General features: G+C 66.7%; 21 protein-coding genes and 1 pseudogene. 8 read left to right on the top strand and 14 right to left on the bottom strand.

What is annotated here, in order from left to right:
• The first annotated feature begins 72 nt into the window (after positions 1-72).
• Positions 73-1,152 (top strand): phosphoribosylformylglycinamidine cyclo-ligase, encoded by a 1,080-nt coding sequence (gene purM, locus FHS79_RS00610; RefSeq protein ID WP_184193762.1) that lies wholly within the window; start codon positions 73-75, stop codon positions 1,150-1,152.
• Entirely contained in the window at positions 1,145-2,080 is a 936-nt protein-coding gene (gene purN / locus FHS79_RS00605) for a phosphoribosylglycinamide formyltransferase (protein ID WP_184193759.1), read from the top strand. The genes purM and purN overlap by 8 nt, the downstream gene beginning before the upstream one ends.
• Positions 2,081-2,129: 49 nt before the next feature.
• Here the strand turns inward: purN and ndk are convergent, their stop codons facing one another.
• Genes ndk through FHS79_RS00590 form a run of 3 tightly spaced genes read right to left on the bottom strand, consistent with a single transcriptional unit; the run spans position 2,130 to position 4,558 of the window.
• Positions 2,130-2,552, bottom strand: a complete 423-nt coding sequence (ndk, locus tag FHS79_RS00600) for a nucleoside-diphosphate kinase (RefSeq protein ID WP_184193756.1) — start codon at positions 2,550-2,552, stop codon at positions 2,130-2,132.
• Between the two features lie 56 nt (positions 2,553-2,608).
• A complete protein-coding gene (locus FHS79_RS00595) occupies positions 2,609-3,058 on the bottom strand; it encodes a DNA polymerase III subunit chi (protein ID WP_184193753.1) in 450 nt (149 codons plus the stop codon).
• Positions 3,059-3,061: 3 nt separating this feature from the next.
• Positions 3,062-4,558 carry a leucyl aminopeptidase gene (locus FHS79_RS00590; protein WP_184194068.1) on the bottom strand — a complete coding sequence of 499 codons (1,497 nt, stop codon included), beginning with the start codon at positions 4,556-4,558 and terminating at the stop codon, positions 3,062-3,064.
• 179 nt (positions 4,559-4,737) lie between these two features.
• On the opposite strand from FHS79_RS00590, the gene FHS79_RS00585 reads away from it, so the two are divergent.
• The 4 genes from FHS79_RS00585 to rsmA all read left to right on the top strand — a co-directional run bounded on the left by FHS79_RS00585 (position 4,738) and on the right by rsmA (position 10,408).
• The gene (locus FHS79_RS00585; protein ID WP_184193749.1) at positions 4,738-7,101 is read left to right on the top strand and encodes an LPS-assembly protein LptD; all 2,364 of its coding nucleotides are present in this window, start codon (positions 4,738-4,740) and stop codon (positions 7,099-7,101) included.
• Positions 7,102-7,230: 129 nt separating this feature from the next.
• A complete protein-coding gene (locus FHS79_RS00580; protein WP_184193746.1) occupies positions 7,231-8,562 on the top strand; it encodes a peptidylprolyl isomerase in 1,332 nt (443 codons plus the stop codon).
• Positions 8,562-9,590: a 4-hydroxythreonine-4-phosphate dehydrogenase PdxA gene (gene pdxA / locus FHS79_RS00575; protein WP_184193743.1), complete on the top strand. Its 1,029-nt coding sequence runs from the start codon at positions 8,562-8,564 to the stop codon at positions 9,588-9,590. Before FHS79_RS00580 ends, pdxA begins: the two co-directional genes overlap by 1 nt.
• Entirely contained in the window at positions 9,539-10,408 is an 870-nt protein-coding gene (rsmA, locus tag FHS79_RS00570; RefSeq protein ID WP_184193740.1) for a 16S rRNA (adenine(1518)-N(6)/adenine(1519)-N(6))-dimethyltransferase RsmA, read from the top strand. The genes pdxA and rsmA overlap by 52 nt, the downstream gene beginning before the upstream one ends.
• Positions 10,409-10,413: 5 nt before the next feature.
• Here rsmA and FHS79_RS00565 read toward each other — a convergent pair whose 3' ends face one another.
• From FHS79_RS00565 to FHS79_RS00550, 4 genes are all read right to left on the bottom strand, one after another.
• Complete coding sequence (locus FHS79_RS00565) at positions 10,414-10,869, bottom strand: tetratricopeptide repeat protein (protein WP_184193738.1); 456 nt, start codon at positions 10,867-10,869, stop codon at positions 10,414-10,416.
• Between the two features lie 66 nt (positions 10,870-10,935).
• Positions 10,936-12,102: an RsmB/NOP family class I SAM-dependent RNA methyltransferase gene (locus FHS79_RS00560; protein ID WP_184193735.1), complete on the bottom strand. Its 1,167-nt coding sequence runs from the start codon at positions 12,100-12,102 to the stop codon at positions 10,936-10,938.
• Positions 12,099-13,559, bottom strand: coding sequence for an IMP dehydrogenase (gene guaB, locus FHS79_RS00555; protein ID WP_184193733.1), 1,461 nt, complete (start codon positions 13,557-13,559; stop codon positions 12,099-12,101). The genes FHS79_RS00560 and guaB overlap by 4 nt, the downstream gene beginning before the upstream one ends.
• A 126-nt stretch (positions 13,560-13,685) precedes the next feature.
• A complete protein-coding gene (locus FHS79_RS00550) occupies positions 13,686-14,903 on the bottom strand; it encodes a tetratricopeptide repeat protein (RefSeq protein WP_184193730.1) in 1,218 nt (405 codons plus the stop codon).
• A 210-nt stretch (positions 14,904-15,113) separates the two neighbouring features.
• On the opposite strand from FHS79_RS00550, the gene yaaA reads away from it, so the two are divergent.
• A complete protein-coding gene (yaaA, locus tag FHS79_RS00545; protein WP_184193727.1) occupies positions 15,114-15,920 on the top strand; it encodes a peroxide stress protein YaaA in 807 nt (268 codons plus the stop codon).
• Positions 15,921-16,004: 84 nt separating this feature from the next.
• Here yaaA and FHS79_RS00540 read toward each other — a convergent pair whose 3' ends face one another.
• From FHS79_RS00540 to FHS79_RS00515, 6 genes are all read right to left on the bottom strand, one after another.
• Positions 16,005-16,325 (bottom strand): hypothetical protein, encoded by a 321-nt coding sequence (locus FHS79_RS00540; protein ID WP_184193724.1) that lies wholly within the window; start codon positions 16,323-16,325, stop codon positions 16,005-16,007.
• Positions 16,326-16,416: 91 nt separating this feature from the next.
• Positions 16,417-19,104 (bottom strand): DNA gyrase subunit A, encoded by a 2,688-nt coding sequence (gene gyrA, locus FHS79_RS00535; RefSeq protein WP_184193721.1) that lies wholly within the window; start codon positions 19,102-19,104, stop codon positions 16,417-16,419.
• 146 nt (positions 19,105-19,250) lie between these two features.
• Positions 19,251-21,875: a methionine synthase gene (metH, locus tag FHS79_RS00530; protein ID WP_184193719.1), complete on the bottom strand. Its 2,625-nt coding sequence runs from the start codon at positions 21,873-21,875 to the stop codon at positions 19,251-19,253.
• Positions 21,872-22,918, bottom strand: coding sequence for a homocysteine S-methyltransferase family protein (locus tag FHS79_RS00525; RefSeq protein WP_184193716.1), 1,047 nt, complete (start codon positions 22,916-22,918; stop codon positions 21,872-21,874). The genes metH and FHS79_RS00525 overlap by 4 nt, the downstream gene beginning before the upstream one ends.
• Complete coding sequence (gene metF, locus FHS79_RS00520; protein WP_184193713.1) at positions 22,915-23,862, bottom strand: methylenetetrahydrofolate reductase [NAD(P)H]; 948 nt, start codon at positions 23,860-23,862, stop codon at positions 22,915-22,917. Before metF ends, FHS79_RS00525 begins: the two co-directional genes overlap by 4 nt.
• A gap of 13 nt (positions 23,863-23,875) precedes the next feature.
• The gene (locus tag FHS79_RS00515; protein ID WP_184193710.1) at positions 23,876-24,814 is read right to left on the bottom strand and encodes an ArsR/SmtB family transcription factor; all 939 of its coding nucleotides are present in this window, start codon (positions 24,812-24,814) and stop codon (positions 23,876-23,878) included.
• A gap of 106 nt (positions 24,815-24,920) precedes the next feature.
• Here FHS79_RS00515 and FHS79_RS18605 point away from each other — a divergent pair.
• Positions 24,921-25,601 (top strand): annotated as a pseudogene (locus FHS79_RS18605) (MlaA family lipoprotein); the annotation flags it as partial.
• Positions 25,602-25,621: 20 nt separating this feature from the next.
• Here the strand turns inward: FHS79_RS18605 and FHS79_RS00510 are convergent.
• The gene (locus FHS79_RS00510; RefSeq protein ID WP_184193707.1) at positions 25,622-26,359 is read right to left on the bottom strand and encodes a class I SAM-dependent methyltransferase; all 738 of its coding nucleotides are present in this window, start codon (positions 26,357-26,359) and stop codon (positions 25,622-25,624) included.
• Positions 26,360-26,368: the final 9 nt, after the last annotated feature.

Genomic DNA, 26,368 nt, shown 5'->3' with positions numbered 1-26,368 from the left:
TGCCAAGGGGCGATTGCCGCCCCCATGGCCGGTCTTGTTGCGTTAGCCGCCCGAGACGCTAAGGCAATCGCCATGACCGCGCCCGAACGACCACCCCTTACCTACGCCGACGCCGGCGTGTCGATCGCGGCCGGCAATGCGCTCGTCCGCGCCATCGCCCCGCTGGCGCGCAGCACTGCCCGGCCGGGTGCCGATGCCGAGTTGGGCGGCTTCGGCGGCTTTTTCGATCCGCGCGCTGCCGGCTACCGCGATCCGCTGCTGGTCGCCGCCAACGACGGCGTGGGCACCAAGCTCAAGCTCGCCATCGACAGCGGCAACCACGCGACCGTGGGCATCGACCTGGTGGCGATGTGCGTCAACGATCTCATCGTGCAGGGCGCCGAGCCGCTGTTCTTCCTCGATTATTTCGCCACGGGGAAGCTCGAGTCGGGCGTGGCACAGGCCGTCATCGCCGGAATCGCCGAGGGCTGTCGCCAGGCACATTGCGCGCTCATCGGCGGCGAGACAGCAGAAATGCCCGGCATGTATGCGCCCGGCGATTATGACCTTGCCGGCTTCAGTGTCGGCGCAGTCGAGCGCGGCGAGCAATTGACCGGCGATGCCGTTGCCGCCGGTGATGTGCTGCTCGGCCTGCCATCGACAGGCGCCCATTCCAACGGCTTTTCGCTCATCCGCCGCATCATCGAACGTTCCGGGGTGGCGCTCGCCGACTCTGCCCCCTTCGCCCCCGAAACCAGCCTCGGGTCAGCCTTGCTCACCCCTACCGCCATCTATGTGCGCACCCTTCTGCCCGCCATCCGCGCCGGCCGCATCCATGCCCTTGCCCACATCACCGGCGGCGGCTTTCTCGAAAATGTGCCCCGCGTCCTCCCCGCCGGGCTGCGTGCCATCATCGATGCACAGCCGCTGCCGCCGCTGTTCGATTGGCTCCGCACCACCGGCAACGTCGAGCCGGCAGAAATGGCACGCACCTTCAACTGCGGCTTCGGCATGGTCCTCACGGTCGCCGCGTCCGAAGCCGATGCGCTCGCTGCCGATCTCGGCGCCGTGCCGCTCGGCCGCATCGAAGCCGGTACCAAGGGCTGCGATGTCATCGGCGCCGCTGGCCTCTGGGGCAGCGACACCGGCTGGACGGCGTCACACGATGGCTGAAGCGCGCCTCGGCGTGCTCATCTCGGGGCGCGGCTCGAACATGGCCGCCCTGCTCCACGCGTCGCGCCTCATGGCCGATTGCCCCTACGAGATCGTGCTCGTCGCCGCCAATGATCCCCAGGCCCCCGGTCTCGCCATGGCCGCCGCCGAGGGCATCGCCACCTTCGGCCAATCACATCAAGGGCTTGGCCGCGCCGCCTTCGACGCCATCATCGAAGCCGAACTCCATCGCCACGGCGTCACCCATGTGGCGCTCGCCGGCTACATGCGGCTGCTGTCGCCCGGCTTCGTCGAGCGCTGGGCCGGCCGCTGCTTCAACATCCACCCCTCGCTTCTCCCCGCCCACAAGGGTCTCCACGTCCATGAAGCCGTGCTGGCAGCGGGCGAGACGATGTCGGGCTGCACCGTCCACCTCGTCACCGCCGAACTCGATGGCGGTCCGATCCTGGGCCAGGCGCGCGTCGCGGTGCTCCCGGGCGACACACCCGAAAGCCTCGCCGCGCGCATCCTCATCGCCGAGCATCAGCTCTATCCGCGCGTGATCGCAAACCAATTCCGCAGCGTGTCGGAGCCCCTGCCGCGGCTTCGCGCACTTGCGCTGGCCCTCCCCGAAGCGGCCGAAAAGCTCTCGCATGGCGCCCCCGGCTTCTTCGTCCAGGGCGGCAAGTTCTTCGCCTATTTCTCTGAAAACCATCACGGCAACGGCATCACCGCGCTGCTCGTCAAGGCCAGCGGCGTCGAGGAGCAGGCGATGCTCATCGAGCAGGACCCCGAGCTCTATTTCCGCCCTGCCTATTTCGGTCCCGCCGGCTGGATCGGCATCCGCCTTGATGCCGCCACCGATTGGGAGATGATCGGCCGCTGGCTGGAGCGCAGCTGGCAGGCCTCTGCCCCGCGCCGGCTGCTGCGGCTCGTCACCGGCCAATAAAAAAGCCCCGGCGCTACCCAAGGCTTTTCAATTCGCTTTGCGCGAAACTTCAGGCAGCGATTTCGGTCGGCGCGAAGAAATAGGCGATCTCGATTGCGGCATTCTCGTCCGAATCCGAACCGTGCACGGTGTTGGCTTCGATCGACTCGGCCAGTTCCTTGCGGATGGTGCCGGCATCGGCATTGGCGGGGTTGGTGGCGCCCATGATGGCGCGATAGGCAGGAACCGCATCCTCGCCCTCGAGCACCTGCACCACCACCGGGCCAGAAATCATGAACGCAACCAGCTCGCCGAAGAAGCCGCGCTCGCTATGGACGGCATAAAAGCCTTCGGCCTGTGCCTGGGTCAGCTGCAGGCGCTTCTGCGCCACGATGCGCAGGCCGGCACCCTCGATCATGGCATTCACCTTGCCGGTGATGTTGCGGCGCGTGGCATCTGGCTTGATGATCGAAAAGGTGCGGGTGACCGCCATGGGAATGTCCTGTCGTCTGAGTGGGGATTGCGGGCGCTTTAGGCAAAGTTGCGCGTTCAGGCAACCTTCTCGAACCGCCCACCGCTGCCTTCGCGCCAATAGGCGGGCTCCATGCCGGCAAGCGCCTTCACCGTTCGCCAACGCGCCCGCGCCGTCTCCAGCTCGTTTTCGCCGAACAGGAACGCCGCTCGCTTGAGCCCGTCAAGCGCATCGGGGAGATCATCGCCGATCTGCATCAGAAAGTCGGCGCCATTCGCCGCCGGCCATTCCGCTCCGAGCAGCACCGGCTGGCTCGCCACCCGCTCGGGGGCCAGCGCATCGACACGCCCGTGCGGCACGAAGCTGGCAGGCGCAAAGTCCCACAGCAAGGCATCGAGCCTCGCCAGCAGCGCGGCATCATCGCTGCGCACCAGCAGCCGATGGCCGGCCTCGAGCGCCTTGACCACAAGCTGCGGCAGCACCGCCTCCACCGGCCGGGTGAGCAGCTGGTAGAAGCCGATGATCATCGATCAGTCACGCGTCTCGAAATTGTCCGCCACGAAGCGATCGAGCAACCGCACGCCGAAGCCGGTGGCGCCCTTGTCCACCAGCGGCAGCGCCTTGGAGGTCCACACCACGCCCGCCACATCGAGATGCGCCCATTTCACCCCCGGCTTGATGAAGCGCTTGATGAACTGTGCGGCCGTGATCGACCCGCCCTCGCGCGGCCCCACATTCTTCATGTCGGCAATGTCGCTGTTGATCGCCTTGTCATAGGGCTCGCCGAGCGGCATCCGCCACAGCTTGTCGCCCACCGCAGTGCCCGCCGCGGTCAGCTGCGCCGCCAGCCCGTCGTCGTTCGAGAAGAGCCCGGCATATTCGGTGCCCAGGCTGACGATGATTGCCCCGGTCAGCGTCGCCAGGTCGACGATCACCTCGGGCTTGTACACCGATTGTGCCCAGGCGATCACGTCGCACAGCACCAGCCGGCCTTCGGCATCGGTGTTGATCACCTCGACGGTCTGCCCGTCCATCGTGCGCACCACATCGCCGGGGCGCTGGGCATTGCCGTCGGGCATGTTCTCGACAAGCCCGACGATGCCCACCACATGCGCCCGCGCCTTGCGCGCTGCCAGGGCGTGCATGGCACCGGTCACGGTCCCGGCACCCCCCATGTCCCACTTCATGTCCTCCATGCCGCCAGCGGGCTTGATCGAAATGCCGCCGGTGTCGAAGGTCACGCCCTTGCCGATCAGAACCACGGGGGTCGAATCCCCCTCCAGCCCGTTCCAGCGCATCGCCAGGATTCGCGGCTTGCGCACCGACCCCTGCGCCACGCCGAGCAGCGCGCCCATGCCGAGCGCCGCCATCTCGGCCTCGTCGAGCACGGTCAGCTCCACGCCCAGTTCGGCCAGGTCCATCGAGTGCTCGACGAAGCTCTCGGGGTAGATGATGTTCGCCGGCTCGCTCACCAGCGCCCGGGTGCGCGCCACGCCATCGGCAATGCCGGCCAGCGGTGCGAAGAACGCCTCGGCGCCTTCGGCACCCACAATCTCGATCGCGCCAAGCGTCGGCTTGGCCTTGGGCTTCACCGTCGTGCGATACTTGTCGAAGCGCCAGCCGCGCAGCTTGGCACCCATCGCCACATGCGCAGCCGCTTCGGCCAGCGGGATGGCGCCCACCACGCCCGCCATGTCGATCCGCACCCGCTCGACGCCACTGGTGATGAAGCGCCCGACGATCGCCGCGCCGATCTTCTCGAACACCGCCGCATCCGCCTTGTCCGCGGGGCCCGTGCCCGCCACGAGCAACCGGGCGGCATCGACCCCGGCCGGAGCCAGGATTTCCACCAGCGCCGCAGCCTCGCCTTCGAAACGTCCGCTCGTCAACGCCCGCAGCAGGGCGCCGCCGCCAGCGGCATCGATCGCGCCCGCAGGACCGGTGAGTGCCGCAGCCTTCATGTCGGCCGCGTTGACCAGCACGACATGCGCCTGTGGGGCTGCGCTGGACGCAAAGCCGATCTCGATCGTGTTTTCGGTGGTCACTGGAACATCATCCTCGTGTCAAAGCCTGTCCATGGGCTTATGCCGCCCATCCGCCGCCTGTCCAACCGCAAATGGCCACAGCACAGCGGTGGTGGACGCACGCCGCAGCCCTCGCTAAGGCTCGCGGCGTGGACGTTCGCCCCTCGCCCCGCTTGTGTTCGTTGCGTCCCGCCCTGCTGGCGTCGGTCGTGCTTGCCCTGCCTGTTTCGCTGCAGGCCCAGGAGGTGCGCCCCGTGCCCGAAGCGCCGACCGCGCAACCCGGCGTTGACGACAATATCATCGCGCAACCCAGAGATGGGGGCGATGTGATCGCGCAACCCAGAGATGGGGGCGATGTGATCGCACAACCCAGAGATGGGGGCGATGTGATCGCACAACCCAGAGATGGGGGCGATGTGATCGCCCCGGGCGACATCATCGAATTTGCCGCCGACCAGATGGAGGTCGATGAAACCGGCAACATCATCACCGCCGCCGGCGCCGTCGAGCTGCGACGCGATGCCTGGCGGCTGACCGCCGAACGCATCGAATATGATCGCGCCACCGGCGCCGTCGCGGCCCGCGGCAACGTCGTCAGCATCGATCCCGAAGGCAACCAGCTGTTTGCCGAAAGCCTCGACCTTACCGATTCGCTGCGCGATGGCGCCATCGAGAACCTGCTGCTGGTCCTCAACGACGGTGGTCGGCTCGCGGCGCGCGGGGGATCGCGCAATGGCCGGCTCATCACGCTGCGCCGGGCGGTTTATTCGCCCTGCGCCGTCACCGATGCCGAAGGCTGCCCGCAGGAGCCGGTCTGGAAGCTGCTCGCCACCCAGGTGCGCTACGACACCGAGCGGCACCGCATCAGCTACAAGAACGCCCGGCTGGAGATGTTCGGCATCCCGATCTTCTACCTGCCCAATTTCTCGCATCCCGATGGCGAGGCCGAGCGCGTGACCGGGCTGCTCATGCCCAACATCAAGTTCCAGCGGCAGCTTGGGCTCGGGCTCGGGCTGCCCTTCCATCTGGCGCTGGCGCCGGACCGCGATGTCACCATCACCCCCTGGCTCTACAGCGCTGCGGCACCGGCCATGCAGGTGCAGGCACGGCGGCTGTTCGGCGGCGGTCCGGTGCAGGTCGATGGCTTCTTCACCTACGCCCGGCTCACCGAATTCGCTGCCGACAACGTCACCGAGGTCGATCGCGGGGACCGTTTCCGCGGCTATCTCGGCGTCAAGGGCCGGTTCCAGCACAGCAGCAGCTGGCGCTCCACCTTCTCGGTGCGCCTCACCACCGACGATACCTTCAACCGCCGCTACGATCTCGATTTCGACGATACGCTGCGCTCGAGCTACGCGCTCGAGCGCTTCGGCACCGACAGCTATTTCTCGGTTTCCGCCCTCGCCTTCCAGGGCCTTCGCGTCACCGACACCGCCGGCGAAATGCCCTTCGTGCTGCCGGTCATCGAATATGATTGGCGGCCGTCCGATCCGGTGCTCGGCGGGCGGATGCATGTCGGCGCCAATTCGCTGGCGCTCACCCGCACCGATGGCCAGTCGATCCAGCGCGCCCTCGCCTTCGTCCGCTGGGATCGCAGCATCTTCACATCGCTCGGCCATCGCATCACCGGCACCGCCTTGATGCGCGGGGACATCTACAATGTCATGGACCCGCAACTGGCGACGCTGCCTGCCTATGCCGGGGACGCAGGCATCAACACCCGCGCCATCCCCGTGGCCGCGGTCGATGTCGAATGGCCCTTTGCCGGCAATGCCTTCGGCGGCACCCAGACGGTCACGCCGCGCGTGCAATTCGTGCTCAAGCCCAACCAGAACAACGCCGGCTTCCCCAATGAGGACAGCCGCGCCATCGAGCTGGAGGACATCAGCCTGTTCGAGCTCAACCGCTTCCCCGGCTATGACCAGTTCGAGGGCGGTTCGCGAGTCACCTATGGCGTGGGCTACACGCTCGACCGCCCCGGCGTGGCGCTGCGCTCCGAAATCGGCCAGAGCTGGACCTTCGCCACCGACCAGCTCGGCCGCGCGGGTGATTTTCCGCCCGGCACCGGTCTCGACGACCGGCTTTCGGATTTCGTCGGCCGCACCAACCTCAAGCTCGGCGGGCTTTTCGAAATCACCCACCGCTTCCGGCTCGATCGCAACAGCTTTTCCGTGCGCCGCAACGAAATCGATGTCGCCATCGGCAACCAGCGCACCTACGCCACCATCGGCTATCTGCGGCTCAACCGCCAGGTTGCGCTCGAAGACCTGGAGGATCGGTCGGAGCTGCGCGCCGGCGGCCGCGTGGCATTCGCGCGCTTCTGGTCGCTCTATGGCTCGGCGGTGGTCGATCTCACCACGAAGCGCGACAATCCGGCGGCGGTCGGAGACGGCTTCAGCTTCATCCGCCACCGCATCGGTGCCGAATATGAGGATGAATGCTTCCGCTTCGGCCTGTCCTGGCGGCGGGACCTGATTTCGGACCGCGACTTCCGCGCCGGCAACACTTTCCAGCTCACCTTGTCGTTCAAGACATTGGGCCGTTAGCCTTAAGGCGCAATTCAGCGAGACAACACTATCGCCCGCTTTGCGCGTTTGCTGCGGTTGCGCTAGAGCGACGCTGAGAGGAACTCCGACCCGATGCCAAAGTTTCGTCCTTCCGTGTCTGCCGTTGCCATGTCGATCGGGCTCGCCGGCCTGTTCGCAGTCCCGGCGGCAGCACCGGCCCAGCTTGCCGACGCACCCGTCGCGGGGATCGATTTCTCCGATCTCGCCGAAATTTCTGTGCTCGCGGAATCGGATCCGATGCTTCGCAAGGCCCAGGCGATCGTCAACGGCGACGTGATCACCGACACCGATATCGACCAGCGACTGGCGCTGGTGATCGCCGCCAATGGTGGCCGGGTCGACGAGGCCGAGCGCCCGCGGTTGCGATTGCAGGTGCTGCGCAACCTCATCGACGAGAAGCTGCAGGTGCAGGAAGCCGTGTCGAACGATATCCGCATCGCCGATGCCGAGATCGAGGGCGCCTATTCGCGGGTGGCGCAGAATTTCAAGCGCACCCCGCCCGAGTTCGAGAAGTATCTTCGCGATGCCGGCTCGTCGCCGATGTCGATCAAGGCGCAGATCAAGGGCGAGCTCGCCTGGTCGCGCGTGCTGCGCCGCAAGGTCGAGCCGATGGTCAATGTCGGTGATGACGAGGTGCAGCTGCTCATCGACAGGCTTAACGCCGCCAAGGGCAAGGACGAGTTCCATGTGGGCGAGATCTTCCTCTCCGCCACCCCCGAGAGCGCGCCGCAGGTGATGGCCGATGCCACGCGCATCGTGCAGCAGGTGCGCGCCGGCGCCTCGTTCGTGGCCTATGCCCGGCAGTTTTCCGAAGCCTCCACCGCCGGGGTGGGCGGCGATCTCGGCTGGGTCCGCGCCGAGCAGCTCAACGACAATGTTGCCGCGGTCGTCACCACGCTGGCGCCGGGCAACCCCGCCACCGCCGTGTCGGACCCGATCAGCGTTCCCGGCGGCGTCGCCATCATGGCGCTGCTCGAAAAGCGCCAGGTGCTTGCCGCCGACCCCAACGAGGCGCTGCTGTCGCTGAAGCAGATTTCGCTGCCACTCGCCGCCACCACCAGCCAGGACGATGCGCGCGCGCTGGTCACGAAGTTGCAGACCGCCACCCAGGCCATGGGCGGCTGCGGCCGCGCCGATGAAGTGGCGCGCGGTCTGGGGGCGGAAGTGGCGACCAACGATGCCATCAAGCTCAAGGACCTGCCCGAGGCGCTGCGCGAGATCATGGGCAATTTGTCGATCGGCCAGGCCACCCCGCCGTTCGGCAGCCTGCAGGAGGGCCTGCGCGTGCTGGTGCTCTGCGGCCGCGACGACAGCGCCGTCCAGGCGGCAGCGCCCAATTTCGACCAGATCTATGCCCAGCTCAACGAGGAGCGCGTCAACATGCGCGCCCGGCGCTACCTGCGCGATCTGCGGCGGGATGCCATCGTCGATTATCGCTGATGCCGGGTGTGACGCTGCCCTTTCCGATCGCCGTATCGCTCGGTGATCCGGCGGGCATCGGCCCGGAAGTGCTCGCCAAGGCCTGGGATGCGCGCCAGGCGCAACACCTGCCGCCGTTCTTCGCCATCGGGGACCGCCGAGCCCTTGCTGCGGTCTGGTCCGGCCCCGTCGAGACCCTTGAAGACCCCCGCGATGCCCTCTCCGTATTCCCTCGCGCCCTGCCGCTGGTGCAGGTCGATGATCCCGGCGATCTCGTTCCCGGCCACCCCAACCTCGCCGGCGCGCGCTGCGCGCTGGACAGTCTGGAACTTGGCGTCGGCCTCACCCGCACCGCCATGGCCTCGGCACTCGTCACCGGCCCAGTGAGCAAGGCGCAGCTCTACCAGATCGGCTTCACCTATCCGGGGCAGACCGAATTCGTCGCCGAACGCTGCGGCGTGGCGGCGGCACGGGCAGTGATGATGCTCGCTGGCCCCAGCCTGCGCACCGTTCCCTTGACCGTGCACGTGCCGCTTGCCGATGTGCCACGCCTCATCTGCAAGGAGCTGATCATCACCCGTGCGCGCGTGCTGTGCCGCGCACTCCAGCGCGATTTCGGCATCGAGCATCCGCGCCTCGTCGTTGCCGGCCTCAACCCCCATGCCGGGGAGAACGCCACCATCGGCCGCGAGGAAGCCGAGATCATCATTCCTGCCGTCGCCGAGCTGCAGGCCGGGGGCATGAACATCGTCGGGCCGCTGGCGGCGGACACCATGTTCCACGCCGCCGCGCGCCAGCATTATGATGCAGCCCTTTGCATGTATCACGACCAGGCGCTCATCCCGATCAAGACGCTGCACTTCGACGATGGGGTCAACACGACGCTCGGCCTGCCGATCGTCCGCACCTCGCCCGATCACGGCACTGCATTCTCCATTGCCGGCACTGGCCAGGCCACCCCGGGCGCCATGATTGCCGCCATCCGTCTCGCTGGCGAATGCGCCGCGCGCCGGCTGCTCGCCGCCAACGCTGCGGCAGCCGCGGCTTGAGCCTCGACACGCTGCCGCCGCTGCGCGAGGTTATCGCGCGGCACGGCCTCAATGCGAAGAAATCGCTCGGCCAGAACTTCCTGTTCGACGGCAATCTGCTCGATCGGATTGCCCGCGTTCCCGGCCCGCTCGAAGGCCGCACTGTTTATGAGGTCGGCCCCGGCCCCGGCGGCCTCACTCGCGCGCTGCTCCGCGCCGGCGCCAATGTCGTGGCCGTCGAGCGGGACGATCGCGCCATTCCCGCACTTGCCGAACTCGCCGAAGCCGCCGGCGGCCGGCTGCGCGTGGTCGATGCCGATGCCATGACCGTCGATGCCGCCTCGCTCGCCGGTGAGGGCGCGCACATCGTCGCCAACCTGCCCTACAACATCGGCACCGCCCTTCTCACCGGCTGGCTCAGCAGCGAAGCCTGGCCGCCCTGGTGGGCAAGCCTCACCCTGATGTTCCAGAAGGAAGTGGCGCAGCGCCTCGTCGCTGCCCCCGGCAGCAGCGCCTATGGCCGGCTGTCGGTGCTCGCCCAGTGGCGCACCACGGCAAGGATCGCCTTCACCGTGCCACCGCGCGCCTTCATTCCCGCTCCCAAAGTCGAATCCGCAGTCGTCCATCTCGTGCCGACCAGCGCAATGTCGAGCGCCACACCGGCAAAGCTGTCGGCGCTCACTGCCGCCGGATTCGGGCAACGCCGCAAGATGTTGCGCGCCAGCCTGCGCGGGCTGCCCGGTGCGCTGGAAGCACTCGAGGCGCAGGGGATATTGCCCGAGGCGCGTGCCGAAACGGTCCCCGTCAGCGCGTGGGCCGCAGCCGCCGCGCTGCTCTGACAAGCTCAGTTGTTGGCTTGCGGCTTGTCCGGAGCCGGTGCGGCCGCAGCGACTGTGGTCGCGTTGCTCAGCGCCGCCTGCAGCCGGCTGGCCGGCTCGCATTCGGTCTTGCACAGTGCCTTGATGCGCGCGAGATTGATCTGCGCCCTCGCCGTGGCGCCGCGCGCGATCAGCGCCTTGCCCTGGCCTTCGAGCGCCGACAGATCGGAAGGGTTGAGCGCCAGCGCCTCGCGGTAGAATTTCACAGCCTTGCCGGGCAGGCCGAGCCGTTCATAGCCCATGGCAATCCCGTTATAGGCGCCGACATTCTTGGGATCGGACGCGATCGCCGCCTCGAAGGCATCGATCGCCGCCTGCGCTTCGCCCTTGGCAAGCGCCGCACGGCCGATTTCGGCCATACGCACCGACTGCGGTTTGAGAATATCGTCACGAAGGGCGGCAGGTGCTGCGGTTGCGGTCATCAACGCGACCGTCAGAAGCAAAACTGGTTTGAACATTCAGGCGTCTCCCAATCCCCGCCACGGAGACTAGCTGATTCGCAACACGCTTGTAATGCTGAATCCGTCGCAGCCATGCTGCTGCGGCGTCAGCAGCACTTCCTCGCCCAAGCCCTTGAAGTCGGGCCGCGCCGCCAGCAACGCCGCCACTTGTGCACTGCCCTCCTCGGGCAGCAGCGAGCAGACGACATAGGTCAGCCGGCCGCCGGGGCGGACCATGGTGGCCGCGAGCGCCAGCAGCCGCGCCTGCTCTTCGATCAGTCGCGCCAGCCGCACCGGGGTCAGCCGCCAGCGCGCTTCCGGGTTGCGCCGCCAGGTGCCGCTTCCCGAGCAGGGCGCATCGACCATCACCGCATCGCATGCGCCTTCAAGGTCGGCGAGCATCTCCGCCTCGCGGCCACCATCGAGCAGCCGAGGCTCGACGATCGTCACCCCGGCACGCGCCAGCCGCGCCGGCATCGCAGAAAGCCGGCCACGGTCGCTGTCGCTCGCCACCAGCCGTCCCTCATTGGCCATCGCTGCCGCCAGCGCCAGCGTCTTGCCCCCGGCCCCCGCGCACAAGTCGAGCACCGTCTCGCCGGGCTGCACCGCAAGCGCTGCCGACGCGCGCTGCGAGCCGGCATCCTGCACTTCCACAAGCCCGTCCTGAAACGGCGCCAGCGCCTCGACATTCACCCCGGACTCGATCCGCAGCGCATCCTCGTGCAGGTCGAGCCCCTCCGCCCCTTCGAGCATCGGCAGCACCTCCTCCCGCGTCCCCTTCAGCCGGTTGACGCGCAGGTCGAGCGGTGCCCGCTCAAGCAAGGCCGCCACCTGGCCCTCGGTCGCTTCGCCGAACCGCCTGCCCAGCTTCTCCATCAGCCACGCCGGCGCCAGCCCGGCGGCCGCTTCCGCCTCGCCCGGCTCGAGTGCCGCCGGCGCATGGCCGCCCGATCCGAACAGCGCCAGCAGCTCGGGTTCATGCGCGCGCAGATGACCGATGAGCGCGGCCCGCCCGGTCTCGGGCCGCTCGCCCAGGCTGCGGATCGCCGCAAACGCCAGTGCCCGAACACCGCGCCGGTCGCCGCCACCGGCATAGCGGCGGGTGCTGAAATAGCGCTGCACGATCGTGTCCGCCGCCGCCCCGCCATCGCGCGCTGCAGCAATTACCAGGTCGAGGATCTCGATCGCGGCCGCCAGCCGCGCCGCGGGCGTCATCCTGTCGTCGGATAGTTGGGGGCTTCGCGGGTGATCGTCACATCATGCACATGGCTCTCGCGCAAGCCAGCGTTGGTGATCCGCACGAACTCGGCACGCGTCCGGAATTCGTCGAGCGTCGCAGCACCCGTATAGCCCATCGCTGCCTTCACACCGCCCACCAGCTGGTGCAGCACCGCCGTCGCCGGCCCCTTGAACGGCACTTGCCCCTCGATGCCCTCGGGAACCAGCTTCAACTGGTCCTTGATGTCCTGCTGGAAATAGCGATCGGCCGAGCCGCGCGCCATCGCCGCCACCGACCCCATGCCGCGGTAGCTCTTGTAGGTCCGCCCCTGCCACAGGAATGTCTCGCCCGGCGCCTCTTCGGTGCCGGCAAGCAGGCTGCCGACCATCACCGCCGCAGCACCCGCCGCCAGCGCCTTGGCAAGATCGCCCGAAGTCCGCAGCCCGCCATCGGCAATCACCGGCACACCCAGCTTCATCGCCGCTTCCGCCGTATCCATGATCGCGGTCAGCTGCGGCACACCAACCCCCGCCACCACGCGCGTCGTGCAGATCGAGCCCGGCCCGATGCCGACCTTGATGGCATCGGCGCCGGCATCGATGAGCGCCCGCGCCGCCGCAGCGGTCGCCACATTGCCCGCCATCACCTGCACATTGTTGGAGATGCGCTTGATCCGCGCCACCGCCTCGGCCACCCGGTCCGAATGGCCATGTGCGGTGTCGACCACGATCAGGTCGCATTCCGCATCAAGCAACGCCTCGGTGCGCTCATAGCCAAGATCGCCCACCGTGGTCGCTGCCGCCACCCGCAGCCGCCCGGCGGCATCCTTGGTGGCGCTCGGATAGGTCACCGCGCGCTCGATATCCTTCACCGTGATCAGCCCGATGCAGTGCCCGTCATCATCCACCACCAGCAGCTTCTCGATGCGGTTGCTGTGCAGCAGCCGCCGCGCTTCGCTTTCGGAGGTACCGGGTCGCACCGTCACCAGCCCCTCACGCGTCATCAGCTCGGCCACCGGTTGGTCGGGGTTCTCGGCAAAACGCATGTCGCGGTTGGTCATGATACCCACCAGCCGACCGGACCCATCCACCACGGGAAAGCCCGAAATCCGGTGCCGTGCCATCAGCGCGCGCGCATCGCCCAGCGTCTGCTCGGGGCGCATCGTCACCGGGTTCACCACCATGCCGCTCTCGAACCGCTTGACCTGGCGCACCGCCTCGGCCTGCTCCTCGATCGTCAAATTGCGGTGCAGCGTACCGATGCCGCCGGCCTGCGCCATCACGATCGCCATGTCGGCTTCGGTCACCGTGTCCATCGCCGAGCTCATCACCGGAATGTTGAGGCGGATACCGCGCGTCACCATCGTCGACGTGTCTGCCATGCTGGGCATGATGGCGGAGGCGGCAGGCACCAGCAGCACATCATCGAAAGTGAGGCCGAGGCGGATGTTCATGGGGAGCGTGACTCGCATGCAAGAGGTTCAGGCAGGGGGTTGCGGTCGCCGTCTCTTAGGCGGACCGCGCCCAAAAGAAAAGGCGCGAGGATTTCTCCCCGCGCCCGATCTTCAGTGCCGAGCCGCTCAGGCTTCGATGAACGCCAGCCAATATTGCGCCAGCGCACCACGCGCGCCGCCCGTCACGCCCTTCAGCGTCTCGGCGGCTGCGGCCTTGTCGCCCGCCATCGCCTGGGCTGCACCGAGGCGCAGGTTCACTGTCGGCACGTCCACACCGCTTGCGCCGGCGGCCATCTTGTAGAGCTCGGCAGCTTTGGCGAACTCGCCGTAGCCGTAATAGGCATCGGCGGTGGCGAGCGCGAGCTTGGGGTTGCCCTTGCTCTCGCGCTCGAGGCCCGGCAGCGATGCCCGGTCAGCTGCGGCCTTGGAGTCGGCATTGCCCTTGATCTCCTTGATCAACGGCTTGCCCGGATCGAGCATCTTGGCGGCAATGCCCATGTCCACCGCTGCCTTGGCCTCCCCGGGGAAGCCGCGGCCGAGCGCGGTATCGGCATATTCCACAAAATCGCGCTCACCCACCAGCGACTTGCTGGCCGCCTGGAAGCGGCCGAAATCGAGCAATGTCTGGTCATCGATCTTGCCGAAATTGTCCCGCGTCAGCAGCACTGCATCGCGCCAGTTGGTCGGGCTCGGGAAGGCCTTCACCCAATCCAGGAACGCGCCGAGCTGCTCGCCCTCGTTCTTGCTGTCGACGGCGATCTGCACCCGGCGGCGGTACCAGCTTTCCTCCACCGGCTCCCCGGCAGCCTTTTTGATGCTGATGGCGTTCTTGAGCGCGGCAATCGCCTTCGCGCGGTCGCCAACACGATTGTATGTCTCGGCGGAATTGACGAGCATCGAGGCGTCGTTCGGATTGAGCGCGTTGTGCTTGTCATAATAGCCGGCAGCCTTGACATAATCCTGCCGCTGCAGCGCCAGCCCGGCGATGATGCCGAGATAGCGGATCTGCTCGTCCTGCGGCAGCGTGCCGGTGTCGGTGAGCTGGGTCAGCACATCCTCGATCATCTTGTTGTCCTGCAGCGCCACTGCCGATTGCAGCCGCAGCTTGCCGATCACGCTGGCATCGTCATCCTGCTTGGGCAGCGGATCAGCTTCGGCCAGCTTGGCAAGCGCGCCCTGGTGATCGTTCGCCTGCTGCAGCTTCTGCACTTCGACCGCAATCGCCTGCACCGGCTTGGAGAGCTTCACCGTCGGACCCTTGGGCGCCTCTTCCTTCTTCGGGCGCTGGGTGCGCTGCGCTTCGGCAGGCACCGCCGCAAAGGTGCCGGCCAGAGCGATGGCCATCACGGCCCTTGAAACCAGGCCCCCTGTGTTCAGACGAAACGACATAAGCATCCTCCCAAAATCACCCCCGTTCGGGGCAGTCCACCGGATGCGTCATACCGCCATCATCCAGCCTGTCCAATATCTGGTTATCGAGCATGCTGTGAACAGTATTTGAACCGGTCGATATCGCGAGTAACACCGCTCGTCGTGCCTTTCGGAAGTCCAGCAATGCTCATTCTCCTGTCCCCTGCCAAAACGCTCGGTCTCGTGTCGCCGCTGCCGGCTCTTGACCCGACGCTACCGCAATTCCTGCCCAAGGCCGAAAAGCTTGCGCGCGCGGCCGCAAAGCTCAAGCCCGCGCGCCTCCAGAAGATGATGCACATTTCCAAGCCGCTTGCCGAGCTCAACGCCGAGCGCTTCCGGGCCTTCAGCACCCCGTTCACCCCCGACAACGCCCGTCCCGCGCTCTTCACCTTCGCCGGCGACGTCTACACCGGGCTCGATGCCGCCAGCCTCGATGAACGCGGCATCGCATGGGCGCAGGACCATCTGCGTATCCTGTCCGGTCTTTATGGCGTGCTGCGACCTCTCGATCTCATCCAGCCTTACAGGCTCGAGATGGGCACAAGCTTTGGCCTCGGCAAAGCCGCCAGCCTCTACGACACCTGGAAATCGAGCCTCGCCAAGGCGTTGAACGACGATGCCGCCAGCCAGTCGGAGCCCTGCATCATCAACCTCGCCAGTGGCGAATACTGGAAAGCCGTCGATCAGCGCGTCCTCAAGCCACCGGTGCTCACCATCGATTTCCGCGACGAAAAGGCCGGCAAGCTGCGCTTCAACAGCTTCATCGCCAAACGCGCGCGAGGTGCGGCGGCGCGGGCGCTCATCGATGCAGCGGCAACCTCGCCCGCTGCACTCAAGGATCAGGCCATCCTCGGGCATCGTTTCGCGGCCGAGCACTCGACCCCTTCGCACTGGACATTCGTGCGCCCAGTACCGAACACAGCAGCGGACACGCCTTCGTCAAAGGGCTGAGACCAAAAAAAACCGGCCGGAACGACAAGGCTCCGGCCGGCTCGAACTCTGCGACAGCAACCCTGCGGCTGCCGTGCAATGCCCTTACTTCTTGGCAGCAGCTTCCACGTCGGCAGCAGCATCCTCGACATTGGCAGCAGCACCTTCGACAGCGTTGGCGGCATCCACCTTGGCTTCAGCCGCTGCTGCTTCGGCATCGGCTGCACCAGCAGCCATCGAGTCACCAGCCGAATCGGCGGTGGCCTCACCGGCATCGACCATCGAGTCGCCAGCCGCTTCCATCGAATCGCCAGCGGCATCCATCGAAGCTTCGGCTTCGGTCGTCGGTGCTTCCGCAGCCTTTTCACCACAAGCAGTGAGCAGGGCCAGGCTGGCAGCAGCCGCAATCGTCACACCAATGCGCATTTCATAATCTCCCCGATCGAACAGCGCATAATCCACACAGCGCAGTAGGACATTACACCGGCCACGATGCTTTGCGAAGTCCAATGTTGCGTCAGCTGTCGCTGGCGTCCACCGAAGCGTCTTCTTCCGGCGCGTCATCAGCCGGGATCAGCGCCACCGACACCACATGCTCGTTGTCGGCAACATCGAACAGGGTCACGCCGAGCGTCGACCGGCCCCGGATGCCGACCTCGCCCACCCGCACGCGGATCAGCTTCGCCTGGTCGGTCACCAGCATCAGCTGGTCGTCGTCGCTCGCGGTGAAGCTCGCCACGATCGCCCCGTTGCGCGCATGCTCGCCGATCGTCCGGATCCCCTGCCCGCCGCGCCCCGACTGGCGATACTCGAACGCCGATGACCGCTTGCCATAGCCATTGGCGGTGACCGTGAGGATGAACTCCTCAGCCTCGGCAAAGGCTTTCATCCGCGTCTCCGAAAGCACACGCTCGCCGGGCTCGGGCTTCCAGGCGGCGGCCTTCAGATAATCCTCGCGCTCCTGCGGGCTCGCATCGAAGGCCTTCAGGATCGACATCGAGATCACCGCGTCATCAGCCGCCAGTGTCATGCCGCGCACGCCGGTCGAGGTGCGCGACACGAACTCGCGCACATCCGACACCGCGAACCGGATCGCCTTGCCGCTCCTGGCGGTCAGCAGAACATCCTCGGCCTCGTCGCAAAGCGCCACGCCGACGAGCCGGTCTTCATCGCCATCCTCGAAGCGGATCGCCAGCTTGCCGGCGGTGGGCACATTGGTGAAGGCATCCATCGCGTTGCGCCGCACGCTGCCGAGGCAGGTCGCGAACATCACATGGAGCCGGCCCCACTCCGCCTCATCCTCGGGCAGGGACAGCACGCTGGTGATCTTCTCGTCAGGTGCGAGCGGCAGCAGATTGGCCAGCGGCCGGCCGCGCGCCTGCGGGCTGCCCTGCGGCAGTTTCCACACCTTCTGCCGATAGACCTTGCCCGCCGACGAGAAGAACAGCACCGGATTGTGGGTCGAGGTGACGAACAGCGTCGTGATCGCATCCTCGGCCTTGGTGGCCATGCCCGAGCGGCCCTTGCCGCCGCGCTTCTGGGCGCGATAGTCGGAAAGCGGCACGCGCTTGATCCAGCCATCCATCGTCACCGTCACCACCATGTCCTCACGGTCGATCAGGTCCTCGTCGTCGATATCATCGCCGCTGGCGGTGATCTCGGAGCGACGCTTCATCTGGAACTGGTCGGTTACCTGCCGCAGCTCTTCGCGCATCACCGCATAGAGCTTCAGCCGATCGCCGAGGATCTCGAGCAAAGCGGCAATGACCGCCGCCAGCTCTTTCAATTCGCCACCGATCTCCTCACGACCAAGTGCCGTCAGCTTTGCCAGCCGCAGCTCGAGGATGGCGCGAACCTGCGCTTCGGAAAGATGGATCGTCTCGGCATCGCCCGCACGCGCATCGGCCTCCACCAGCTCCAGATAGCTGCGGATCTCGGTTGCATCCCAGTCGCGCGCCAGCAGCGCCTCGCGCGCCGCCGCCGGCGTGGCCGACCCACGGATGATCGCCACCACCTCATCGAGGTTGCTCACCGCAATCACCAGCCCGATCAAAAGATGCGCCCGCTCGCGCGCCTTGGCGAGCTCGTGCTTCGAGCGCCGCGTGATCACCTCCTCGCGGAAGCTCACGAACGCCTTGATGATCTCGACCAGCCCCATCAGCTCAGGCCGCCCGCCGCGGATGGCGAGCATGTTGAGGCTGAAGCTCTGCTGCGCCGGCGTGTGCCGCCAGAGCTGGTTCAAGACCACCTCGGGGTTGGCATCGCGCTTCAATTCCATGACGATGCGCACGCCCTCGCGGTTGCTCTCGTCGCGCAGATCGGAAATGCCCTCGATCCGCTTGTCCTTCACCGCCTCGGCGATCTTCTCGACCAGCGCATTCTTGCCCTGCTGGAACGGGATTTCGGTCAGCACCAGCGTCTGCTTGTCGCCGCGCCCGCTCTCGATCACATGCCGCGAACGCATCATCAGCCCGCCGCGCCCGGTCAGATACGCCTGCCGCACGCCATGCGTGCCGAGGATGAGCCCACCGGTCGGGAAATCGGGCGCCGGCAGATGCGCCATCAGCCCATCGACATCGATCGCCGGATTGTCGAGATACGCCACCACGGCATCGACAACCTCGTTGAGGTTGTGCGGCGGAATGTTGGTCGCCATGCCCACCGCGATGCCGCCGGCACCATTGACGAGCAGGTTCGGAAACCGCGCCGGCAGCACCGCCGGTTCGCGCTCCGAGCCATCGTAATTGGGGATGAAGTCGACCGTGTCCTTGTCGATATCCGCCAGCAGCGCTTCCGCCGGCTTCGCCAGCCGCGCCTCGGTGTAGCGCATCGCCGCGGGCGCATCGGGGTCCATCGAGCCGAAATTGCCCTGGCCGTCGATGAGCGGCAGCCGCATCGACCAGTCCTGCGTCATCCGCGCCAGGGCATCGTAGATCGCGCTGTCGCCGTGCGGGTGATATTTGCCCATCACGTCGCCGACGATGCGCGCCGACTTGCGATACGGCTTGCCCTGCACGAAGCCGTTCTCGAAGCTGCCCCACAGAATGCGCCGATGCACCGGCTTCAGTCCGTCGCGCACATCCGGAAGTGCGCGCGCCACGATCACCGACATCGCATAGTCGAGGAACGAGGTGCGCATTTCAGTCACGATCGAGATCGGCTGAATATCCGGGCCCTCGCCGGGTGGCAAAACCTCTGATTCCATGGGGGTTATTCAGTCCGTTTCTGCAGTTGCAACAGTTCCGTCCCACCTAGCGGCTGGGGCGAAAAAACGCCAGTGAAAAGGCCTCCGGCGGCCGGGGCCTCAGGCTCCAGACCCCTTGGCTGGGACACTGCTTGCAGTGGCGGCGTTCAGTCCAGATTGGGCCGCAGCCATGTCTCCGCCTGCTCGAGGCTCACCCCGCGCCGCGTCGCATATTCAGCCAACTGGTCGGGCCCCACTCGTGCCACACCGAAATAATGCGATTGCGGGTGCGCGAAATAAAAGCCCGAAACCGCCGCCGTCGGCCACATCGCAAAGCTGTCGGTGAGCGTGATCGCCGCGCGCTTCTCCACGTCCATCAGCGCGAACAGCACCGACTTCAGGCTGTGCTCGGGGCACGCCGGATAGCCTGGCGCCGGCCGGATGCCGCTGTACCGCTCCTTGATCAGGTCCTCGTTCGAGAGGTTCTCGTCCGCGCCATAGCCCCAGAACTCGCGCCGCAACCGGGCGTGGAGATATTCGGCAAATGCCTCCGCCAGCCGGTCGGCCAGTGCCTTCAGCAGAATGTCCTGATAATCATCATGCTCGGCCTTGAACTGCGCCAGCCGCGGCTCGATGCCCTCGCCGCAGCACACCGCAAACCCGCCCAGCCAATCGGCCTCGGGGTGCACGAAATCGGCAAGGCACGAATTCGGCCGCCCCTCCCGCTTCGCCACCTGCTGCCGAAGGAACGGCAGCCGTGCGAGTGCTTCGCCCCGCGCTTCATCGCCGAACAGCACGACATCATCCCCCTCGCGCCGCGCCGGCCAGATCGCCAGCACACCGCGCGGCGTGAGCCACTTTTCGTCGACGATCTTCGCAAGCATCTCCTGCGCATCGGCAAACAGCTCGCGGCATTGCGCCCCCACGATCTCGTCATCGAGCAGGGCCGGATATTGCCCCGCCAGCTCCCAGGCGCGGAAGAACGGCGTCCAGTCGATATACGGCACGAGGTCGGCCACGCTCACATCATCGATCGTCTGCACCCCGGTCCACGCCGGCTGCACCGGCGGGTGCGCCTCGAAATCGGGGTGAAAGGCATTGGCGCGCGCCGCCTCAAGGCTTTCCAGCTTCGATTGCCCGCGGCCATGCCGCGCCCGCGCCAGCTCGTAATCGACCGCCGTCTGCGCCACGAAATCATCGCGCAGCGTGTCGGAAACCAGTGTCCCCGCAACGCCGACCGCACGGCTGGCATCGAGCACATGCACCACCGGGCCAGCGTAAGCCGGCGCAATCCGCAGTGCAGTATGCACCCGGCTCGTCGTCGCCCCGCCGATCAGCAGCGGCATCGTCATGCCGGCGCGCTGCATTTCCTTCGCCACCGTCACCATCTCGTCGAGCGACGGGGTGATGAGCCCCGAAAGCCCGATCATGTCGGCGCCATGGTCGTTCGCCGCCTGCAGGATCGTCTGGAACGGCACCATGACGCCCAGATCGACCACTTCGAAATTGTTGCACTGGAGCACGACGCCGACGATATTCTTGCCGATATCGTGCACATCGCCCTTCACCGTCGCCATGATGATCTTGCCCTTGGACGATGAGCCTGCGGACTTTTCGGCCTCGATATAGGGCAGCAGATGCGCCACCGCCTTCTTCATCACCCGCGCCGACTTCACCACCTGCGGCAGGAACATCTTCCCCGCCCCGAACAGATCGCCCACCACATTCATCCCCGCCATCAGCGGACCTTCGATCACCTCGATCGGCCGCGCAAACAGATGCCGCGCCTCCTCGGTGTCCGAAACCACATCGGCATCGAGCCCCATCACAAGTGCATGTTCGAGCCGCTTCTGCACCGGCCAGCCGCGCCATTCCGCCGCCACCTTCACCGCCGCCTCGCCGCCCTTGAAGCGATCGGCAATCTCCAGCAGCCGCTCGGTCGGTGACAGGTTCGAGTTCGCCGGCGCGCGGTTCATCACCACATCCTCGCACGCCTCGCGAAGCTCGGAATCGATGTTCTCGTACACATCGAGCTGGCCGGCATTGACGATGCCCATGTCCATGCCCGCCTGGATGGCATGGTAGAGGAACACCGAATGCATCGCGCGCCGCACCGGTTCATTGCCGCGGAACGAGAAGCTGAGGTTGGAAACCCCGCCCGAAATATGCGCATGCGGGCAGCGCTTCACGATCTCGCGCGTCGCTTCGATGAAGTCGACGCCGTAATTGTCATGCTCCTCGATGCCCGTCGCCACCGCGAACACATTGGGATCGAAGATGATGTCCTCGGGCGGAAAGCCGATGCCCGTCAGCAGTTTGTAGGCACGCTCGCAAATCGAAATCTTGCGCGCGGCAGTATCGGCCTGGCCCTCCTCGTCGAACGCCATCACCACCGCGGCGGCGCCATAGCGCATGATCGTCCGCGCCTGGTGCAGGAAGATCTCCTCCCCTTCCTTCATCGAGATCGAATTGACGATCCCCTTGCCCGCCAGGCACTTCAGCCCCGCTTCGATGATCGACCATTTCGAGCTGTCGACCATAACCGGGATGCGCGCGATATCGGGCTCGGCGGCGATCAGCTTCAGGAACGTCACCATCGCCGCCTCGGAATCGAGCAGCCCCTCGTCCATGTTCACGTCGAGGATCTGCGCGCCATTCTCCACCTGCTCGCGCGCCACTTCGGTGGCGGCGGCGAAATCGCCATTGAGGATCAGCTTCTTGAACTTCGCCGAGCCGGTGACATTGGTCCGCTCGCCGATGTTGATGAAACGCCGCACCATCACTTCGGTCATGCTGCAAAACTCGCTGCTTCAAGGCCGGAAAGCCGCAACATCGCGCCCTTCTCGGGGACATTGCGTGGGCTCCGACCCGCCACTGCCCGCGCCATCGCGGCAATATGCGCCGGCGTCGTGCCGCAGCACCCGCCGACGATGTTGATCAACCCCTCCTGCGCCCAGCCGTCGATCAGCTTCGCCGTCGTCTCGGGAAGCTCGTCATATTCGCCGAGATCATTCGGCAGCCCGGCATTTGGATAAACCTGGATCAGCGTGTCGGCAGCGCCGGCCAGCGCCACCACATGCGGGCGAAGCTCGGTCGCGCCGAACGAGCAGTTCAGCCCCACCGCCACCGGCTTCACATGGCGGATCGAATGCCAGAAAGCCTCGACCGTCTGGCCCGAGAGGTTGCGCCCCGAAAGGTCGGTCAACGTCATCGACAGCATCACCGGCACTTCGCGGCCCAGCGCATCGCCAGCCTCGGTCGCCGCAAACGCCGCCGCCTTGGCATTCAATGTGTCGAACACCGTCTCGATCAGAATGAAGTCCACCCCGCCTTCGAGAAGCGCGTCGATCTGCTCGCGATACACGCTCTTCACCCCATCGAAATCGACCTCGCGAAACCCCGGGTCCTCGACCTTGGGCGAAAGCGACAGCGTCTTGTTCGTCGGCCCAAGCGACCCCGCCACAAACCGCTGGCGGCCATCGACAGCGCTCGCCCGGTCGACCACATCGCGGATGATCGCCGCCGCCGCGAGGTTGATCTCGCGCACCATATGCTCGGCACCATAATCGGCCTGGCTGATACGGTTGGCGTTGAAGGTGTTGGTCGCGAGAATATCCGCCCCTGCATCGACATAGGATTGCGCCACACCCCTGATGGCCTCGGCCCGGGTGATGTTGAGAATATCGTTGTTGCCCTTCTGGTCGCGGTTCAACTCGAGCCCGCCCAGATAATCGGCCTCCTCCAGCCCCAGTCCCTGGATGGCGGTGCCATAGGGGCCATCCTTGATGAGGATGCGCGTGGCGGCAGCGCTGCGAAGATCATCGGCAATTGTCATGCGGCGGCCTCCAGGCCTGTCGGGGTCAATTGCGGGCGCAGGCCCAGCATGTGGCAGATGGCATAGGCCAGTTCGGCGCGATTGAGCGTGTAGAAGTGGAAGTGGCGCACGCCGCCGGCATAGAGACGCCGGCACAACTCCGCCGCTACCGTCGCCGCCACCAACTGCCGCGCGGCGGGCTTGTCGTCGAGCCCCTCGAACAGCCGCGCCATCCAGTCGGGCACCTGCGTGCCGCACGGCCCGGCCATGCGCTTCAGATTGGCGAAATTGGTCACCGGCAGGATGCCCGGCACCATCTCGGCAGAGATCCCCGCCGCCGCCGCGCGGTCGCGGAAGCGCAGGAAGGTCTCGGGCTCGAAGAAGAACTGGCTGATGCCGCGGCTGGCGCCGGCGTCGATCTTGGCTTTCAGCGCATCCATGTCCGCCGCGGCACAGCTGGCCTCGGGATGGACCTCGGGATAGCAACCCACCGACACTTCGAAGTCCCGGTGCCGCTTCAGCCCCGCCACCAGCGCTGCAGCGTTGGCATAGCCATTGGGCCGCGCCTCGAACCGCGCCACGCCATTCGGTCCCTTGGGCGGATCGCCGCGCAGCGCCACGATGTGCCGCACACCGGCTTCCCAATAGGCCTCGGCCACTTCGGCAATGTCGTCACAACTCGCATCGACGCAGGTCAGGTGCGCCGCTGCCGGCACCACGCTCCCGGCAATCCGCGCCACGGTGTTGTGGGTGCGCTCGCGCGTCGAACCACCGGCGCCGTAGGTCACCGAAACAAAGCGGGGTGCGAGCGGCTTCAGCGTCTCGAAGCTTTCCCAAAGCGTCGCTTCCATCGCCGGCGTCTTGGGCGGGAAGAACTCGAAGCTCACGCCGATGTCGCCGGGCACATCGGCAAACAGCGGCGGGTTCCAGGCGCGTTCGGCTTCGCTCACGGGGTTGCTCGTCATCGCCTTCTCTCCCTCACGCCGTCGGTCCCGGCGCTTCGCCGAGCCAGATCGTCACTGCCAGTCCCTCGGTCGGCGGCAGATGCGCCGCGACGGTCGCGTCCAGCCCTGCCGTCGCCATCCACCCCACCACCGCCTCATCGGCAAACCCGAGCCGCAGATGCCGGCGCTCGGCGCGCAGCTGCTCGCGCTCATGCGACGCCAGGTCGATGATCAGCAGCCGGCCGCCCGGGCGCAGCACCCGCACCGCCTCGCCAACCACCGCCGCAGGATCGTCGGCAAAGTGCAGCACCTGGTGCAGCACCACGACATCGGCGCTCGCATCGTCGCGCGGCAGATCATACATGTCCCCGAAGCGCACCTGCGCCTGTGGCAACCCGGCTGCCTCGATCCGCCCGCGCGCCAGCCGCAGCATCTCGGGGTTGCGATCGACGCCCAGCGCGCTCGATGCCCGCGGCCCCAGAAGCTCGATCATCCGGCCGGTGCCGGTGCCGACATCGACCAGCTCCCCAAGCGGCCGCCCGTCCAGCGCCGCGACGATCGCCGCTTCCACCTCGGTCTCCTGCGTGAACAGCGAGCGCTCGCGGTCCCAATCCGCGGCGTGGGCCGCAAACCAGCTGTCGGCCGCCGCCGCGCGTTCAGCGCGCACCATTGCCAGCCGCGCCCGATCCTCCACGGCCACGCCTTCGAAGCCGCCCAGTGCGTCGATCGCCGCCAGCACCGGGCCGGTGATCGCCGGGTCCCCCAGCCGCACGAACACCCAGGCCCCCTCGCGCAGCCGCGCCACCAGCCCGGCTTCGGCCAGGATGCGCAGATGCCGCGAGACCCGCGGCTGGCTCTGCGCGATCAGCTGCGCAAGCTCGCCCACCGAAAGCTCCATCGATCGCACGAGCAGCAGCAGCCGCACCCGGCTCGGGTCCGCCAACGCGCCGAAAACATCGAGCAATCGTTCCATCCACGGATGACATAAAGATATCTTTATATGTGTCAAGCGAGCCAATGCTGCGCTTCGTCGCATCCGCGCGCTTGCCGCGGCGCGCTGGCTGTGCAACGCAAGGTCGATGCGTGTTTCGACCCTGCTTTTCGCCCTTGCTCCCGCCTTGGCGCTTGCCGCCTGTGCCACCCCGCAGTCCCTCAGCCTCGAAAGCGCCGAGGCAGACCCCTGGGAGGCGACCAATCGCCGCGTCTACGCCCTCAACAAGAAGCTCGATCGCTATGCGGTCAAGCCCGTCACCCAGGTCTATCGCGCGGCAGTTCCGCCAGCAGGGCGCACAGCTGTCACCAACGTCTACCAGAATTACTCCGAGCCGCGGAATTTCATGGGTTATCTGCTGCAGGGCAAGGTCAAGCTTGCTTTCCGCAGTCTCGATCGGCTGATCATCAACACCACGCTCGGCATCGGCGGGCTGGCGGACAACGCCACCGATCTCGGCCGCCCGCAGTCGAACACCGATTGGGGGCAGACCCTCGCCATGTGGGGCGTCAAGCCCGGCCCCTATGTCATGCTGCCCTTCTTCGGCCCCGGCACGCTTCGCGATGCCCTGATGACCCCGGTCGATTTCGTCCTCGATCCCGCCGACATCGCGCGCAACGCCGCCCTCAGCCCCAGCCTCTACTGGCGCGCCGGCCAGATCACCGGCCGCGTCGTCGAGCTGCGCTCACGGCTGATCGATGCCGGCGGCGATGCCGTTCTCGCCGACAGTCTCGACGAATACACCCTCATCAAATCCGCCTACCTCCAGCGCCGCCGCGCGCAGCTCTACTATGGCAACCCGCCGCCGACCGCCGAAGAGCTCGAGGAATATGAGGAGGCCGAAGCCGCCGAACCCGAGCCAGTGCCGGAAGCCGAAGCCGCGCCGGCACCGCCGCCCGAAAAGCCCTGACGCACCGATCCCGCCACCAGCGGCGCCAGCGGTGCCAGCGCTCCGAACGCCCGCTCCTCCTCCGCCGCACTCACCACCCCCTCGAACCCCGCCGCGCGCACCAGCGCCGCCGTGTCCCGGTCGAGATGGCACCCGACCCCCACCAGTTTCTGGATCGGCGTCAGCCGCCGCTGCCAGAGCGCCCGCTTCGGCTCGCCCGAAAGCACATGCTCCAGAAACAGGAAGCAGCCACCCGGCTTCAGCACCCGCCGCACCTCGCGCAGCACCGCCGCCGGGTCGCGCACCGAGCACAAAGTCAGGCACACCACCACCGTATCGAATTCCGCGTCGCCGAATGGCAGCCGCTCCCCTGCCCCGGTCACTGCGCGCACCGGCAACACAGCCTTCGCCAGCCGCGCCGCCGCGCGCCGGTTCATCCCCTCGCTCGGCTCGATCACCGTCAGCCGGTGCACCTTTGCGGGGTCGTAGAACGGCAAGGTCGCCCCCGATCCGAAGCCGATCTCGAGCACTTCGCCCACCGCCTGCCCCACGAGTGCCGCCCGCCGCGCCTCGATCCGCGGGTGCGAAAGTGCGCGGTCGAGCAACCATGGAAACAGCTTTTCCGAATATAGCCCCATCGCCCCCAC

Origin of the sequence: Polymorphobacter multimanifer, from assembly GCF_014205635.1 — a bacterium.
GTDB classification, from domain to species: domain Bacteria; phylum Pseudomonadota; class Alphaproteobacteria; order Sphingomonadales; family Sphingomonadaceae; genus Sandarakinorhabdus; species Sandarakinorhabdus multimanifer.
The sequence above is the reverse complement of the archived record's forward strand: the minus strand, read 5'-3'. Positions and strand labels throughout refer to the sequence as shown.